Below are 15051 nucleotides of genomic sequence, written 5' to 3' on the forward strand. Positions count from 1 at the left end.
CGCACCGCCCCGGCCCGGCAGGACCGGGGCGGCACGCAGGGGGCGTCAGTCGCGGGTGGCGAACTGCTTGAGCAGCTGCTCGGCTTCGTCCTCTTCGGCGTGGGCCTGCTTGAGCAGGTCGTCGTAGTCGCGCTTGGACAGTCGCCGGTGGTGCATCTCGTGGCGGACCAGGGCGACGCGGCGTTCGCGGGCGCCGTGGCGGATGAGCTGGTCGACCTCGATGAAGGCGTAGACGAGCGTGGCGTCGGTCTCGGAGGTGCGGCGCAGCCGGCTGGCGTTGAGGAGGATCCGCACGGTGCCCTTGGGCGCGATCACCACGGCCGCGTACAGGTCGGACGGCTTGCGGGTGATAGTCAGCGGGTGTTCGTGCCACAGCTTCTTCGGCACGCCGGCTGCCTCGCCCTGTGCGTCGGCGGCGAGTTGGGGCAGTGCCTTCGGCTTGGCGATGACGATGTGGATGCCGTTGAGCGGGCGGCGCTGGAAGTGGTTCTGCACGAGCCGGGCGGCGCCCGGCACGCGGTCGGTGACGGTGCGCTGGAGGCGGCGGGAGACGCCGATGCGCTGGATCGTCATCCGGGAGCTGAGGGAAGGGGGCGGCATTCGGGCTCCTGTCGGGTGGGCTGACGAGCGGCCGCGCCGTCCCGGCCGGGGAGGGCCGGGACGGCACGGTCAGCGGTCAGGCAGCCTGGAGGCCGGTGTCGGTGGCGACGTTCTCGCCGGCGAGCGTGCGGCCCGCGTAGTCGGCCAGCAGGCCCTGGAGCTGCTGGACGTCGGTGACGTGGACGGGCTTGTCGGCCTCGCCAGTGACGAAGGTGAAGACCACGCCGGGGGTGGTGCCGTCGCTCTTGCTGTCCCGCCAGTAGCGCAGGTACGCGCCCGGGGCGAGCTGGAAGGACGCGGTCCCGTCGGGGTAGCCCTGCCACCGGCCGGCCTCGGTCAGCAGGACCTGGCCGCGGTCGATCCGGTAGGAGTCGGACGCTGCCCGGGACGCGGAGTCGGCGCAGGCTGCCTCGCGCAGCCGGGTCAGCCCCTCGTGCGCGGTGGCCGGGGCGTCAGCCAGTTCCGGCGCCGTGCTGTACCGGCTCCCGGCCGGGCGGGTGTCGGTCAGGCGGCGCAGCGGCGCGACGACGTCGTCCAGGAGGTCCTCGAAGCCGACGGCGAAGGCGAGGGCGCCGATGCCGGCGAGGGCGGCCTTCCAGCCGGTCGCCCACGATCCGGGCGCGGCGCCGAAGCCGATGTAGCCGCCCACTCCGGCGCCGATCCAGGTGAGGGCGTTGATGCCGAGTTCGGTGAGCGAGGCGCCGATCGCGCGGGCGATACGGCGCAGGAGGCTGGTCTTGGTCATGATGGGGGCTGCTCCTTCTGCTGGTTGGGGGAGTGGAGCCCGCGGGCCGGCCGGGTTTGGTGACCAGGCGGCCGGCCCGCGGGAGTTGACGGTGCGCCGCTCACCAGGCCGCGCCGGCGGCGGCCAGGGCGAGCAGGGCGAGCGCGGCCAGGCTGACGTCGACGGCGCGCTGCAGCTGCGTGTACTTGCGCAGCGCGATCCCGGACAGGGCCCGCACGCGGGTCTCCTTGGAGCTGCTGGTGACGGCCGCGCGGACCTGGTCGTCGCCGGTGAGCGTCGACCAGTACGGGAAGCTGCCGTGGTCGTCGTCGCGCAGGTGCGGGCGGACCACCAGGAGCAGCAGCACGGCGGAGACGGCCAGGGCGCCGATCGCGGCGGCGCCGGCCAGCGTGCCGAGGATCGGCAGCGGGGTGTCGGCGACGGAGGCGAGGCCGGCCAGGGCCGCGCCGTCGAAGGCGAGCAGCAGCGAGGCCTTGTTGTCGGTGCGGCTGATCTGCGCGTCGGTGTCGGTGATCGCGCGGTCCAGGGCGGCATCGACGTCCGGCGGCGCTGCGGGCATGGGGGCGGTGGTGGTCATCGCGGCCTGCCCGGTCAGCGGTGGACGACGGGGAGCTGGAGGTCGCGGTGGACCAGGTCCACCGGCCAGTCCTGCTCGCGCAGGTCCTGGTAGACCTGTTCGGCGACGACGGGCGCGCGGTGCCGGCCGCCGGAGCAGCCGATGGCGATGGTGACGTCGGTGTCGCCGGTGATGAGCTCGAACGCCGCGGCGCGGGTGACGCTCTCGATGACCTCGGTGATGCCGGGGGTGGCCAGCACGGTGTCGACCACGATCTGGTCGTGGGCGGTGAGCTCGCGCAGCTCGGGGCTGACGTGCGGGTCGCGGTAGGGCCGTAAGTCGAAGGTCAGGTCGGCGACCGGCGGGGCGCCGTGCAGGAAGCCGAAACTGACGAGCTTGATGTCGGGCACGGGGTTCCTTCCTCCAGGGCCGGGCTGTCCGGCTCTCCTCACCGCCCGGCGCGGGGCCGGGCGGATCGGGCAGCCGCCAGGGGTCAGGCCGCCAGCTGGTGGCGGGGGAGGGTGTAGCTGCCGGGGTCGGCCGGGGTGCCGTCGTGGCATTCCAGGCAGCAGCCCAAGGACTTCAAGGGGATGCAGTGGTAGTAGCGGCGCCCGCAGTCCGGGCACGTCTGCCGCTTGGCCATGGCCCGATCGAGCGCGATCTCCTTGGCCAGGGTCATCGGCCGTATCGGCAGTGCCTTGCTGACGTCGTAGAGCCACGCGAAGCGCTTCCCGCCGCGGCACTCGATCCGGGCGACCGGCTCCTGGCCGCCCGGGCGCAACCCCTTCTCCCGCAGCTGGCGGCGGGTTGCGAGACCCCCGTAGCCGGCCTGCTTCCAGGGGAAGACCGGTAGGGAGCCGTCGCCGGGGTCGTTGGGGTCGACGTCGACCAGTTCAGCGGCGGCCACGGTTGTGGCCGCGGCCGGTGTGGACCTGGACGCGGGCGCGGCCGCGGGCCTGGACCTGGACGCGGGTGCCGCCGCGGCTGCGGGCGGCGGCGGAGATCAGCGAGACCGCGACGGCGCCGCCGGCCAGCACGGCGATGAACATCGTCAGCGCGGCGATCAGGGTGGCCAGCGCCATCGCGAGGAAGTACACGCCGACGCCGCCCATGCCGAGGATGAACGCGGCGAGCGCCATCTTGGCCATCAGCGGGGTGATCAGCGGCTCCGCCTCGAGGGCGGGCGGCTGGGTGTAGTACGCCACCGGGCGGCCGAACTGGTCGGTGCCCATGACCACGCCGTCGATCCCGACGGACGGCGGGTAGGCCATGTTGGGCTGCGGCAGGTGCTGCCCGTACGACTGGACCGGCCCCTGGACGTACGGGGCCTGGACGGGCATCGGCTGGTAGTAGGCGGGCTGTGCGTCGTGGCCGTCGGACGGCATGATGGGGTCTCCTCTGTTGAGGGAGCCAGGCGGTTCATTGACGTGGTCACCTGGTTGAGGCTCCGGCCTCTTCACCGGCCTCCCGAGGTGCTTGATTCACTTCGGGGGGCCAGTGGAGCCGCCGGAACAGCTGCTCGGTCAGTCGGTCAGCGACCGGAAGCGGGTGGCGAGCATCGCCGGGTGCTCCGGGTCGCGCCGCAGGATCGTCGTCGGGTGCTCGGGGCTGGTGTCCGCCAGGAGCAGCGGCGGCCGGTCGCCGGGAACGAACCCGAACGTGAACGTGGGCTCCGTGTCGTCCATGTCGTCCTCTTCCTCCGTCTCGCGCGGCCGGTCGCTCATGCGGCGCCGGCCGCGTCGTCGTTGGTGAACCCGTCCAGGACGTTGGCCGCGCGGACGGCCGCCTCGAATCCGTGCTCTTCCGACAGGCGCCGGCGGGCCGCGCGGACGCGGTCGCCGGTCCATGTCTCGCCCTTGCCGTAGAACTGCGCGAGGCCGTCCAGGTCCGGGGTGACGCTGTCCAGGAGGCACTTCGCGACGTACCGCTCGGCTTCGTCGCGCTGCTGCTCGCGCACATCGCGAGGCACCCGGCCGCTTTCCGAGGTGGGCGTCTCGCGAACTGCGATGAGCGCGGCCCCACTTTGCGAGGCACTTTCCGAGGTGGCACCGCCAGAAATCGAGGTGCGGCGACCGCCACTTTGCGAGGTGCTTTCCGATGCGGCCCGGGTGCGGTTCGCGGCGCGCTCCAGTGCGCGCTGCTGCCTGGCCCGCTCCGCTTCCTCTACGGCGCGGGCTTCGGCTGCGGCCTTCTCCCGCAGGGCTTCGGCTTCGGCTTCCGCCCTGATCAGCTCCGCCTGCCGGGCTGTCTCACGGTCCCGTTCGGCCTGTGCGATCTCGGCGTCGGTGCGGCGCCGGGCCGCCTCGATCTCTGCCGCGCGCCGCTCGCGCCCGGCCTCGATTTCTGCGGTCTGCGCGGCCAGGGCGACCCGCTCGCGTTCCGCCTCGATTTCCGCTGCGAGCCGCTCGCGTTCCCGACGCGCCTCGCGTTCTGCCGCCTCGTTTTCTGCGACGCGGGTCGCCTCGCGTTCTGCGGCGGCGCGCTTTTCGGCGTCCTCGCGGTCGCGGAGTTCGCGGGCGCGGCGGACCTCGCTGTCCTTCTTCTCGGCTTCCGCGGCCGCGAACCGGTCGATGATGTCGGTCAGTTCGACGCGGCGGGCGGAGACGTAGCGGCGGTAGCCGGCCGCCGCCTCGGACAGCAGGATCAGCAGGGCCGGGGCGACGGAGTGGAGCAGGATGCCGCCGGCGTCCGGGTGCTGGGGGACCGGGTGGAAGCGGCCGTCGGGGTAGAGGGAGGTCCAGCAGTTCATGACCCACGTGGACAAACCCGCAGCCCAGCGCAGCATGAACGGCCAGCCGGACGGCTTGTAGGTGCCGCCGTGCTCCACCAGGACGCCGTCGACGTACAGGACGGTGATCAGGGCGACCGAGGCGAGGGGGTCCAGCATCCAGGCGATGTAGGCCGGGATGTCGTGGCTGGTGGCGAAGCGGGTGACGTTCACGCAGGTGAAGACCAGGGCACCGAGCCCCAGTCCGAGCAGCGACTTGGTGACGATGCCGCCGACGCGGACCAGGTGGCCGATCGAGACGCGGGCGGCGTCGGCGTCCTGCTTGGTGGCGGGGGTCGGGGAGTGGGCTGGCCGGGCGGGCCGGCCACGTGCGGCGCAGCCATGGCGGTTACCTTCCGTAGTGTGCGCGGGGAAGGGTGCGCGCACCGTGCGCGGCACCCATAACGGGATCTATCGGACTGTGCGCGGGTTCTGAGCGGGGAATTCCCTTAGGAACCCGGGGGTGCGCACGGTGCGGGCTCACCGCACCGTGCACATCCCGTTTCCGCTACTTACCGTCACCATCGGCGAGGGGGGACCGCATCAGGTCGTAGCGGCCGTACCCCTCCTCGGAGTCGTCCTCGGAGATCACCCCGGCCTCGATGAGGCGGTCGCGCTCGCGGTAGAACCAGCGCTTGGTGTCGCGCAGGCCGAGCCGCAGCAGGATGTCGGTCAGCTCGCGCGGGGCGAACGACAGCTTGCCCTCGCGCACCCACTGGTCCAGGCGCTCGTACAGGGCCACGCGGCCCTGCTCGGAGGTGAGCTGGTCGGTGTCGTCGCCGCCACCCAGCTCCAGCACGGGCGCGTCGTCGGCCGGCGGCGCGACCTCCTTGTCCACCGACAGGTCCTCGTACTCCCCCGGCTCGGGGTCGTCCTCCAGGATCTTGGCCAGTGCGTCTTCCAAGTCGGCGGTCTCCCTCGCGATCAGTTCCTCATCGACCTCCACGTCCATGTCGTCCTCCAGCTCCTGGTCGTCGTACGCGGTGGGCGCGTCCGGGGCGGCCGAAGCGGCGGGCGTCGCGGGCGGTGTGGTCGGCATCGGCGGGATGCCGGTGCCGGGCTCGCTGGCGAGCAGCGGGGTGGTGTAGAAGGTGCGGTTCTCCCAGAGCTTCCCGAAGGCCTGCGCGGTGATGGAGTCCAGCGGGGTGCGGACGTTCAGGCCCGCGGTGACGGCGGCCGCCAGCGTGGCGCGGTCGACGGCGTAGGTGCGGGCGACGACCGCCCACCGCTCCTGCGGGATGCCCATGCCGGCCCAGTAGGAGTAGCCGGGCTTGCGGTTGCCCCAGCCCGGGAAGGCGCCGGCGTCGATCGCCTCGGGCGGCAGCACGTACTGCGCTTCCGCGCCGTCGGACAGGCCGAAGGCGACGCCTGCCGGGTGGTTGGCCCGCGCGGAGGTGTCCATCTGGTCGTGCGTGGCGCGCTGGATCTCCGACTCCACCCAGCCGCCGGACGACCGGATGGTGCGCAGCACCTTCCCGTACGCGTCGCCGTCGGCGTAGTCGGCGGCCTCACCGAGCACGATCATCAGGAAGTTCAGGCCGCAGCCGGGCTCCCACCGCGCCAGGCCCTTGGAGGCCAGGTACGCGGCGCGGGCCTCGATCACCGGTCCGAGCTGCTTGAAGAACCGGCGGGCGTCGGCCGTGGTGGTGATCACCATGTCGGCCGCGTGGCGGATGTGGCCGTAGTCCTGCATGAACTTCGCGGCGTTGACGATGATGATCGACACCTCGGAGCGGGTGGCCGCGTCCGTGATCATCCCGGCGTTGCCCTGCGTCTTCCCGGAGCCGTTGACGCCCTGGAAGATCGCGTGCTCCACGTTGCCGTTGGTCAGCTCCTGCGGGTCGCGCAGCACCCCGGGGATGTTGACCTTGACCGTCTCGCCGTCCTCGTACCGTCCGACGTGCAGCGGGCTGTCGCCGAAGCCGGTGCCGAACGCGGACGGACCCGGCCAGGGGAAGCCCTCCTTGAGGAGGTCGGCGACCTGGACGCGCATGGTGATCTGCGAGGCGTCGTCGTCGTCGACGGTGTGGGTGATCCGGCCGGTGCCGAGCTTGAGGGCGGACGTCATCGCGGGGATCTTGCGGGCGAGTTCGTCGGCGGTCGCGCCGTCCTTCGCCTCGATCGTGGCGGTGACCGTGCCCTTGCCGTTGGACTTGGCCTCCTTCAACTCGTGCTTGGCCAGGCCGATCTCGGCTTCCAGCGTGGCCCACTTGCCGCCGGTCCTCTCGCCCGCGGCCTTCTTGTGGAGCTTGGACCACAGGTTGTTCCCGATGGACAAGCCCGCGCCGACCAGCAGCCAGCCGCCGATCGTGGTGCTGGACTCCAGCCCCACGACCGTGCCGAGCGTCGCGCCGGCGGTGACGGCGGTGGCGTTGACCAGGTGCAGGACCCGGGTGTCCTTGTCGCGCTTGGCGACCTCATCCATCCGGGCCACCAGCTTGGTCAGCCCGGCGCCCATCCCGGCGACCCCGAGGGCCGCCAGGGCGAGCGAGGTGGGCTGCTGCGCGAGCACGGCGTGGGCGGTCTCCACCAGGAGCGGGCCGCCGAAGGTGACGGCCCACGGGCCGCCGTAGGTGAGGTAGAGCTGCCGGTCGCTGGTCTGCTCTTCCTCGGTGCGGGTGTCGATCTTCTTCGACGCGGACGCGCGGCGGGCCATCAGGCGACCCTCCCGCCGGCCTCGCCCGGACGGCCGGCGGAGCCGGCGTTGGGCTTGTCGCCGATGGAGAAGCCGGGCTTCTTGCCCTTGCCCTCGCGGGCCTTCTTCTCCGCGTCCAGCTCGGGCTGGATGAAGTGCTTGACGAAGCTGGCGTACATCTTGATGCCGCTCAGCCCCAGCACCTTCGCCGCGGACGCCCCGGTCTTCAAGTGCGCGCCGACCAGCTTGCTGCGGACCTTGGACTGCACGCCGAAGGTGAACCACTTGCCCTTGTACTGCGCGAGGATCGCGGACACCATGTCGGCGTCCATCGCGACCCGCATGTGCAGCTCCAGGCCGATCGCGCGCAGGATCCGCGCGTACTGGTAGAGGTCCCGGTCGGTCCGGAACTCGATCTTCTCCAACTGCTGTACGAGCTGCGCCAGGTTGCTGGCCAGCTTCTCGCCGTCGCTCTCGCTCATTGCGGTCCTTCCAGGAGGGTTGTGGGACGGGCGTTCCGGGGGGCTGTCACCTCCCTGCGGGACCGGGCCGGGGCCCGGCACCACAGGCAGGCGGCAGGTTCACCGGCTGCGGTGGGTGTAGCTGGCCGGCTGCGTGGTGCCGGACTGGGTGTGCGAGCTGGCGTCGTGGATCGCGTTGCCGACGCCCGCGCCGAACGCGTTGATGCCGGAGGCGAGCGGCGAGGTGGCCAACGCGTAGCCGAGCACGACGGTGCAGATCGCCAGCGGCATCCGGACGTCCATGCGCCAGGACACGAACACGCCGACAGCGGCGAACACCACGATGGGCAGAGTGATCATCGAGTCCTCCAGGACTTCGGGGAGGGCCGAGCAGAACGAGGGAGGCTCCCTGCGTTCTCCGCGCCACCGCCCGGGAAAGGGCCGGCCGGTGGCACAGGCAGCGCAGGCTGCGGGGGAGCGGTTCAGGCGGCGGCGAGGTCGGCCTGGCGGCCGCGGGCGTCGGTGCCGACCGGCCGGTGCGGGGCGACGATCTGCCCGTCGGGCAGCAGCTCGCCGGTGTCCTCGAAGATCAGGACCGAGTTGCACAACAGGCTCCAGCCCTGCTCGGGATGGGCGGCGATGGTCTGCGCGGCCTCGCGGTCGGGGCTGTCAGCGGTCGGACACGTCGGGGTGTGCGTGCACAGGGAACTGGCCATGGGTGAACTCCCTCGAGGCGGTGTTGAGGTTGCGGACCGAGCGGCTGGTGCGGCTGCGGTCCCTGCGTTCTCCACCGCGGCCGCGCCCCGTGGGGCCGGCCGCGACTGGGCAGCACAGGGCGGCGGGTCAGTCGGTGTTGAAGTCGGCGTAGGTGCCGGGCGCGGCCTTCGGCACGTGCATCACGGTGTCGACCGCGGCGAACAGCGCGCCGCCGACGGCGGCCGCCGCGGCCAGGCCCGGGTGCCCGACCTCGGTGGCGATGCGGGCGGCGCCCTGCGCGGCGTACGTCGCCTTGAGCGTGGCGGTGTCGCCGTCGGTGACGGTCATGATCCGGTCGTACAAGCTCATCGCCCGGCTCCTTCGGTGGCGAGGCGCGGCACCAGCAGGGGCGCCGGGAAGCTGGGGTGCAGGTCGGCGACGTGGTGGCCCGCGTCCCACGCCTGAATCGCCGCGGTCGCAGCGGCGGCGAGCAGGGCGTGCACGATCGGGTGGGACGGGCCGCAGACGGCGAGAGCCCGGACCGCGCGGTGCTGAGCGGCGCGGGCCCTGCCTATGAGGTCAGCCACGGGTGCGAGCGTTGTCCTCGCTCCGCTTGTTGGCGTCCTTGACGTCCTTGCCCATCTGCTCCCGCTGTTCGTCGGACAGCGCCGACACGGCGAGGGATGCGATCCTGTTCACGGGTCCTCCACTCAGGGCCTGTTCACGCGCCGCCCGGGGCCTTCACCTCCCGGGCGGCGCAGTTGGTCGGGGTGCTTCTGCAGCCCCCTGCCGTCGCCGCCCCCAGCGGTGCGGGGCGGCGGCGACAGGCAGTCGCAGGGGACGTGCGGGCGGGGTCAGTCCTCCTGGAACTCGAAGACGTAGAAGACGCCGGCGCTGCCGTGCAGCGTCGCGATCGACATCGGCCGGCCCTCGCGGTTGGTCAGCCGCTCCCCGCGGGCGTCCTCGGTGTAGATGACCGGGGTGAACCCGGTGAACGTGTTCGCACCGAGCGTCTGGTGCGCGGACTGCTCGGTGGTCGGGCGCGAGCTGCGCTGCTCCGGGAACGGGCTCAGGTAGTGGCTGGTGATGCTGGAGTACGTGGGCTTGACCAGGGACTTCATGTGCTCTCCTGCCGGATCGGTGATGGGCTGGAGCGCGGTGCTTCCTCCGGGCTCCCCACCGCCCACCGGGCCGCTCGAGGCGGGACGGCGGGCGACTGGGCAGCGCGTGGCTGCGAAGTTGGGTTGGCGCGGTCTCTTCCACCGCGTCCTGTTCGGTTTTTGCGGGAGCCGAAGTACCCGCCGGTCGTGCGCATGGGCCCCTCGCCACGACACCGAGTCGGTGTGCCGTGGGTCGTCGTGGGCGGCCGTGAAGCCAGCCGTGCGGTTCCCAGTTCTTGTGTGCTCCGCGCGTGACCGCGGTTCGTCGGCGTCCGGGGTGTGACTCCCTTCTGCGTAGGTCCAGGGGTATCTGGTGTCCCTGCATGACCTCCCGGGATTCGGGCCCGGGGCCGGTATGTGGCGCCCGGGGAAACCGGGGCACGTATGTCAATCTGCGGGCGCTCCCCGGTCGGCCCTGGTGGGGGCTCTCCGGGCGCTGGGCAACCTGTGGGATCTGGCCGCTTCTACCGCCGCCACCCGGGGGTGGCGGCGAGGGGAGTGGTCAGGACCGGGTGAGCTGGCCGGGCGAGACGGCGGCGGCGAGGCAGAGCAGGAGCTGGCCGACGCCGATGAACTGAGCGGTGAGGGTCAGCAGCGCCATCACGCCGGTGACCACGGCCACGACCAGGAAGGCGCCCCGGGTGCTCAGCTCGGGGATCACGCCGCGACCGCCGTCTCGATCGCGGCCGGCGCGGACGGGCGGGCGGTGAGCAGCAGCGGGGCGAAGGGGATGAGCACGTCGACCAGGAGCTCCCGGACACGCTGCGCGATGGTCGGGTCGTCCGCGGCGATGTCGGCGGCGGCGAGCAGTCGGTCGTGGCGGGCCTGGATCGCGTCGGCGGCCGCGAGGTCGTCCAGGCCCGTGAGCTTCTCGTGCTCCAGCAGGCCGGCCTCGTACATCTCCAGCGGCGTTCCGAAGACGACGTCCAGGTCGACGGAGAAGTCCGGCACCGGGACGTCGATCGCGTCCAGCAGCACCAGCGTCTCGGCGTCCAGTTCAGCGGCGTGGAAGGTGCGGTTCATGAGGTGGATCTCCTCTCGGAGGGACGCGCCTGCGCGGTCCCCGGGGCGGGGTGCCGACTGCTTGCCTTATCGACATGGCTAACTTAGCTGATACAGTCGGGGCCGTGTCAAGCCGGTTGGTTGGTGAAGTTATGGAAGCTAGCTAGGTTGAAGGAGTCGCTCTACGATGTCGGCCATGAGAGACGAGGCTGTTCAGCCGTACCAGCGGATCGCGCTGGACATGCGCGACAAGATCGCAGCAGGAGAGCTCCAGCCGGGCGAGAAGCTCCCCAGCACGCGGGAGCTGGCTGAGAAGTACGCCGTGGCAGCCGGCACCGTTCAACGGGCTCTGTCGGAGTTGCGAGCGACGGGCGCCATCTACTCCCACCAGGGCCGCGGTTCCTACGTGGCCGGCGCGGCAGCCGAGGCGACCGAGGATCCAACGACCCGTGCGCTGCGGGTCCTTGAAGACAAGGTCGCGAAGCTGACCGAACGACTGGACAAGATCGAGAAGACCCACGATGGTGCGTGACTCTCGCGCCTGGTTGATCGTCATGACCCGTGCTCCCTCCGTCCCGTCGGCGTTACGAAAGTTGTAGATGCCGTGACAGAGCGAGTTCTAGGGTCACCGTGTATCCGCAGGGCGGATACATCGATCGGAGACAAGAAGGGGGCTCGAAGTGGACCAACACCCCATCCCAACGAACCCCGATGACGCTCCCCGTCAACGCCTCGCGGAAGCCATCCGGCGGTACCGCAAGGGAACCGGCGCCTCGCTGCGCACCGTGGCGGCGCAGGCGTTCATCTCGCACTCCACGCTGCAGAGATGGGAGAACGGGACGCGGGAGATCAAGGCTCGCTCCGAGCTCGAAGCGGTGGACACCGTCCTTGGTGCGCACGGCGCGCTGCTCGCCCTCTGGGATCAGATCTACGGCGTCCCTACCGTCCGGCGGCGTGTATCCGATTCGGGGATACATGTATCCGAAGCCTCGATCAACCTGGCATCTGCCTTGCCAGAGCAGGCAACGTCGGACACTGAGGGGATCTTCGTCCCCGCTCGTCTACGTGATGGATCGGTGGTTTTTGTGGCACTCGATCGACGCGCGCTTCTGCGCGGCGGGGTGGGGATCGGTGCGGCCGCTGCAGTTGGTGCCGGAGCACCGTCCGCTGCGGCGTCGGCCGGTACTCCGGACCTTGCCCAGCGGGCACGACGTGCGGCATCTGCCTATGGGGAGACGCCCGTCGAAACCCTGCGCCGTACGCGCCGCCTGCTTATCGACAACGACAACATGTTGGGTCCCAGTCGGGCACTCGCCTCGACTCTGGAGGGCATCGAGGCCATCAAGGATCTGCGCCGGGACGCCTCGGGGGCGGACCGCCAGGACCTGATGGAGCTGCAGACGCAGTTCGCGGAGTTCGCCAGCTGGCTCTACCAGGACCTCGGCAACTGGTCGGCCGCGACGTTCTGGCTGGACCGGGCGTTCCAGTGGAGCCACACCGTCGGCGACGCCGACCTCACCACGTACGTCATGGCGCGCAAGGCGCAGCTGGCCGGCGAGACGCACGACCTGGTCGACGTGGTCGACCTGGCGGAGGCTGCCCAGCGTATGGCCCGGCCTCGCAGTCGCCTCGCAGCCGTGGCTCAGACCTACGGTGCCTACGGCCACGCGCTCCGGGGGGAGTCGTCGGCGAGCGAGCGCGACATCGACACTGTCCGCTCCAACCTCGATCGCATCGCCGGAGACCCCAGTCCGTGGGGTATCTGGCTGAACGGCCAGTACGTCGAAGTCCACCGCGCACAGAGCCTGGAGGCGCTCGGCAAGCACGACCAGGCCGCCGCCGCGTTCATGTCGGCCATTCAAGGGCTTCCGAGCGACTACCACCGCGACCGCGGCGTCTACCTCGCCCGTGCGGCCGTGGCGCACGCCGGGGCCGGCGTCCCGGAGCAGGCGGCAGAAGTGGGCCTCCGAGCCCTGGCCGTCGCGGAGGGCACCGGGTCAGGCAGGATCGTCCAGGAGCTGGCTCGCCTGGACGCGGCCTTGGTGCCGTGGCAGCGGCTCTCCGAGGTTGGAGAGTTCCGCTCCTCTTTCGACGCCCTCCTGGCTCACGAGTCCTGAAGAACGGATCACGATGACGACGCCCCGCCCGTACGTCCTACTGTCCGCCGCCATGAGCGTGGACGGCTACCTGGACGACACCAGCGCCGATCGGCTGCTGCTGAGCAACGCCGACGACTTCGACCGCGTCGACCAGGTCCGCGCCGAATCCGACGCGATCCTCATCGGCGCCACCACGATGCGCAAGGACAACCCGCGCCTCCTGGTCAACAGCGCCGACCGCCGCTCCAAGCGCGTCGCAGACGGGAAGCCGGAGTACCCGCTCAAGGTCACTGTCACCGCCTCCGGTGACCTCGACCCCAGCCTCAAGTTCTGGCACCACGGCGGCGAGAAGTTGGTGTTCACCACCGACAGCGCGCTAGACGCGGTGCAGACGAACCTGGCCGGCCTCGCCGACGTGGTGAGTACCGGTCCCGCCCTGGACTGGCACGCCATCCTCGACGAACTCGGACGCCGTGGCGTCGGCCAGCTCATGGTGGAGGGCGGGGCGACGGTGCACACCCAGCTCATGGCCGCTGACCTCGCGGACGAAGTCCACCTGGCCGTCGCCCCGCTTCTGGTCGGCGACCCGGCGGCGCCGAAGTTCCTCGGTGCCGCCACCTATCCCGGCGGCAGCACCGCCCGGATGAAACTGCTCGAAGCACGCGCCGTCGGCGACGTCGTGCTGCTCCGCTACGCCCCGAAGGACCGCACCTGATGACCGAGACCACCCACGCGCAGGATGTCCGCTGGATGCAGCGCGCCATCGACCTGTCGACGCAGTGCCCGCCAGCTGAGGGCGCGTACTCCGTCGGGGCGGTGATCGTCGGCGCGGACGGCAGAGAGCTGGCGTTCGGGTACAGCCGCGAGGGCGACGACGCGCACGTCCACGCTGAGGAATCGGCCCTTGCCAAGCTCCCGGCCGGAGACCCCCGGCTCGCAGGAGCGACGATCTACAGCACCCTGGAGCCCTGTTCCCAGCGCAAGTCCCGTCCCCACCCCTGCACGGAACTCATCCTGGCCGCGGGCATCCCGAAGGTCGTCATCGCCTGGCGTGAGCCGGCTCTCTTCGTGGCCGACTGCGTCGGCGTTGAGCTCCTGGTCGACGCCGGCGTCTCCGTGGTGGAGCTGCCTGAACTCGCCGAAGCAGCTCGGGCCGTCAACGCGCACCTCGACCTGAGCTGATCCAGATCACGGCCGGGGCGGTCCGTGATGTGAGAGTCTCGATCCCCGAAAAATTTCGGATCGCCCCTGGTCAGAGCCCCGATGCGTCGGGGTTTGCAAAGTAAATGCTTTGTAGGCAGGGCGGCTTGGTTGCTCTACAGTCCGGGCCTGCCGGTGGATACCCACCTCGAGGGGTGTAGGCGGGGCGGTGTCCGCCAACGTACGGTCGCGGTCTCGGAGATCGGAAAGGAGGTGATGGGCATGCTCGGCAACGTCGTCCCGCCCTGCGGGACCTGTCGGAAAGTCAGCGCGCGCCCGGCGGGACAGGGGCGACCCGTTCGGCGTGTTTGGCCCATCGGGCTGAATGCGGCACCGAGGATGGTGCGCATGACCACGCCCGTGGTGACGACACGTCACGCCCCCGTGCACTCGCTGTGGCGGCGGAACGGTACAGTGACGACCGACGTTGATCAAGACGTGAGTGTGGCCCCGTCGATCGCCCTTGAGCAAGGCGAGAGGGGCCACGGGCCTATGGACCTTGTGAGAGGGGTCCGGTCGGCCGGCCGCACACCCTTGCAAGGAAGGGATGGCGACGTGATCAGGGTACCCGCCCATTCGCGTTCCAAGACCGAACCCCGCCGTGGGGTCAGCAGCCATGGGTTGCTGGCTCTTCGCTGGGTTGTTCGTGCTGCCCAAACGCACGTCATCCCGGTCCGCACCTCAACAAGCGAGGGGGCCGGGACGACGTAGGTCAGTGGCGGCTTAGCCGCCGGGGTTCTGGTCCGCAAGACGATCCCCATCGTCTTGGGCTGAGCGCCCCACATGTCACCGGAGAGCTTGGCGGCTCTCCCATGGTTCGCCGGTTGGCGCCGGTCGAACAGTTCGATCTCTGGCCGAGATCACGAAGACCCGAGGGGCTTCGTCATGCCCTCATCCGTACGGAAGGAGCGATGCCATTTTGCACGGGCACCGGTGGGTGCGCCAGTTCTGGCGTGCCCTAGAACCTAGGTTTCAGCCATCCGTGCGGGGTCCGCACGGAACGGACGTGGTGGACGTCACACCGCTCGCCCTCGGAGCAGGGTCGGCGGCTGTCACACCCTTCGCAAAGTCCGCACCTGTAGAAAGCGTGACCACCTTTCTGTCGCTCGCCTCCCGGGGCGGCGCTCTCC

General features: G+C 70.9%; 21 protein-coding genes. 4 read left to right on the forward strand and 17 right to left on the reverse strand.

The features are described 5' to 3' along the window. Positions 1-45: 45 nt before the first annotated feature. From BS72_RS00090 to BS72_RS00165, 17 genes are all read right to left on the reverse strand, one after another. Entirely contained in the window at positions 46-600 is a 555-nt protein-coding gene (locus BS72_RS00090) for a hypothetical protein (protein ID WP_157856088.1), read from the reverse strand. Between the two features lie 76 nt (positions 601-676). Then, the gene (locus BS72_RS00095; RefSeq protein ID WP_037904994.1) at positions 677-1345 is read right to left on the reverse strand and encodes a hypothetical protein; all 669 of its coding nucleotides are present in this window, start codon (positions 1343-1345) and stop codon (positions 677-679) included. A 100-nt stretch (positions 1346-1445) separates the two neighbouring features. Further along, the gene (locus tag BS72_RS00100; protein WP_232792161.1) at positions 1446-1922 is read right to left on the reverse strand and encodes a Pycsar system effector family protein; all 477 of its coding nucleotides are present in this window, start codon (positions 1920-1922) and stop codon (positions 1446-1448) included. A gap of 14 nt (positions 1923-1936) precedes the next feature. Then, the gene (locus tag BS72_RS00105; protein ID WP_037904997.1) at positions 1937-2311 is read right to left on the reverse strand and encodes a RapZ C-terminal domain-containing protein; all 375 of its coding nucleotides are present in this window, start codon (positions 2309-2311) and stop codon (positions 1937-1939) included. 83 nt (positions 2312-2394) lie between these two features. Then, positions 2395-2808: an RRQRL motif-containing zinc-binding protein gene (locus BS72_RS00110; RefSeq protein ID WP_037905000.1), complete on the reverse strand. Its 414-nt coding sequence runs from the start codon at positions 2806-2808 to the stop codon at positions 2395-2397. Beyond that, positions 2795-3286, reverse strand: a complete 492-nt coding sequence (locus BS72_RS00115; RefSeq protein WP_037905003.1) for a hypothetical protein — start codon at positions 3284-3286, stop codon at positions 2795-2797. The genes BS72_RS00110 and BS72_RS00115 overlap by 14 nt, the downstream gene beginning before the upstream one ends. 138 nt (positions 3287-3424) lie before the next feature. Further along, positions 3425-3586, reverse strand: a complete 162-nt coding sequence (locus BS72_RS00120; RefSeq protein ID WP_157856089.1) for a hypothetical protein — start codon at positions 3584-3586, stop codon at positions 3425-3427. Positions 3587-3621: 35 nt separating this feature from the next. Further along, entirely contained in the window at positions 3622-5055 is a 1434-nt protein-coding gene (locus BS72_RS31780; protein ID WP_157856090.1) for a hypothetical protein, read from the reverse strand. 121 nt (positions 5056-5176) lie between these two features. Continuing rightward, the gene (locus BS72_RS00130) at positions 5177-7324 is read right to left on the reverse strand and encodes a hypothetical protein (protein WP_037905007.1); all 2148 of its coding nucleotides are present in this window, start codon (positions 7322-7324) and stop codon (positions 5177-5179) included. Next, positions 7324-7785, reverse strand: coding sequence for a hypothetical protein (locus BS72_RS00135; RefSeq protein WP_037905009.1), 462 nt, complete (start codon positions 7783-7785; stop codon positions 7324-7326). The genes BS72_RS00130 and BS72_RS00135 overlap by 1 nt, the downstream gene beginning before the upstream one ends. 99 nt (positions 7786-7884) lie before the next feature. After that, positions 7885-8124, reverse strand: a complete 240-nt coding sequence (locus BS72_RS00140) for a hypothetical protein (RefSeq protein ID WP_037905011.1) — start codon at positions 8122-8124, stop codon at positions 7885-7887. A gap of 122 nt (positions 8125-8246) precedes the next feature. After that, the gene (locus BS72_RS00145) at positions 8247-8468 is read right to left on the reverse strand and encodes a DUF5999 family protein (RefSeq protein WP_037905058.1); all 222 of its coding nucleotides are present in this window, start codon (positions 8466-8468) and stop codon (positions 8247-8249) included. A 139-nt stretch (positions 8469-8607) separates the two neighbouring features. Then, positions 8608-8829: a hypothetical protein gene (locus BS72_RS00150; RefSeq protein ID WP_037905015.1), complete on the reverse strand. Its 222-nt coding sequence runs from the start codon at positions 8827-8829 to the stop codon at positions 8608-8610. After that, a complete protein-coding gene (locus tag BS72_RS00155; protein WP_037905059.1) occupies positions 8826-9047 on the reverse strand; it encodes a hypothetical protein in 222 nt (73 codons plus the stop codon). Before BS72_RS00155 ends, BS72_RS00150 begins: the two co-directional genes overlap by 4 nt. A 267-nt stretch (positions 9048-9314) precedes the next feature. After that, the gene (locus tag BS72_RS00160) at positions 9315-9581 is read right to left on the reverse strand and encodes a hypothetical protein (RefSeq protein ID WP_037905018.1); all 267 of its coding nucleotides are present in this window, start codon (positions 9579-9581) and stop codon (positions 9315-9317) included. A 541-nt stretch (positions 9582-10122) separates the two neighbouring features. Continuing rightward, positions 10123-10281 (reverse strand): hypothetical protein, encoded by a 159-nt coding sequence (locus BS72_RS36125; protein ID WP_157856091.1) that lies wholly within the window; start codon positions 10279-10281, stop codon positions 10123-10125. Continuing rightward, positions 10278-10643, reverse strand: a complete 366-nt coding sequence (locus tag BS72_RS00165) for a hypothetical protein (RefSeq protein WP_051950293.1) — start codon at positions 10641-10643, stop codon at positions 10278-10280. The genes BS72_RS36125 and BS72_RS00165 overlap by 4 nt, the downstream gene beginning before the upstream one ends. 175 nt (positions 10644-10818) lie before the next feature. Between BS72_RS00165 and BS72_RS32975 the strand changes: the two genes are divergently transcribed. From BS72_RS32975 to BS72_RS00185, 4 genes are all read left to right on the forward strand, one after another. After that, positions 10819-11154 (forward strand): GntR family transcriptional regulator, encoded by a 336-nt coding sequence (locus BS72_RS32975; RefSeq protein ID WP_037905064.1) that lies wholly within the window; start codon positions 10819-10821, stop codon positions 11152-11154. A gap of 148 nt (positions 11155-11302) precedes the next feature. Further along, the gene (locus BS72_RS00175; RefSeq protein ID WP_232792162.1) at positions 11303-12739 is read left to right on the forward strand and encodes a helix-turn-helix domain-containing protein; all 1437 of its coding nucleotides are present in this window, start codon (positions 11303-11305) and stop codon (positions 12737-12739) included. 13 nt (positions 12740-12752) lie between these two features. Next, positions 12753-13436, forward strand: a complete 684-nt coding sequence (locus BS72_RS00180; RefSeq protein ID WP_037905020.1) for a RibD family protein — start codon at positions 12753-12755, stop codon at positions 13434-13436. After that, the gene (locus tag BS72_RS00185; protein ID WP_037905022.1) at positions 13436-13903 is read left to right on the forward strand and encodes a deaminase; all 468 of its coding nucleotides are present in this window, start codon (positions 13436-13438) and stop codon (positions 13901-13903) included. The genes BS72_RS00180 and BS72_RS00185 overlap by 1 nt, the downstream gene beginning before the upstream one ends. The last annotated feature ends 1148 nt before the right edge of the window (positions 13904-15051 follow it).

It is taken from the genome of Actinacidiphila yeochonensis CN732, assembly GCF_000745345.1.
Taxonomy (GTDB): domain Bacteria; phylum Actinomycetota; class Actinomycetes; order Streptomycetales; family Streptomycetaceae; genus Actinacidiphila; species Actinacidiphila yeochonensis.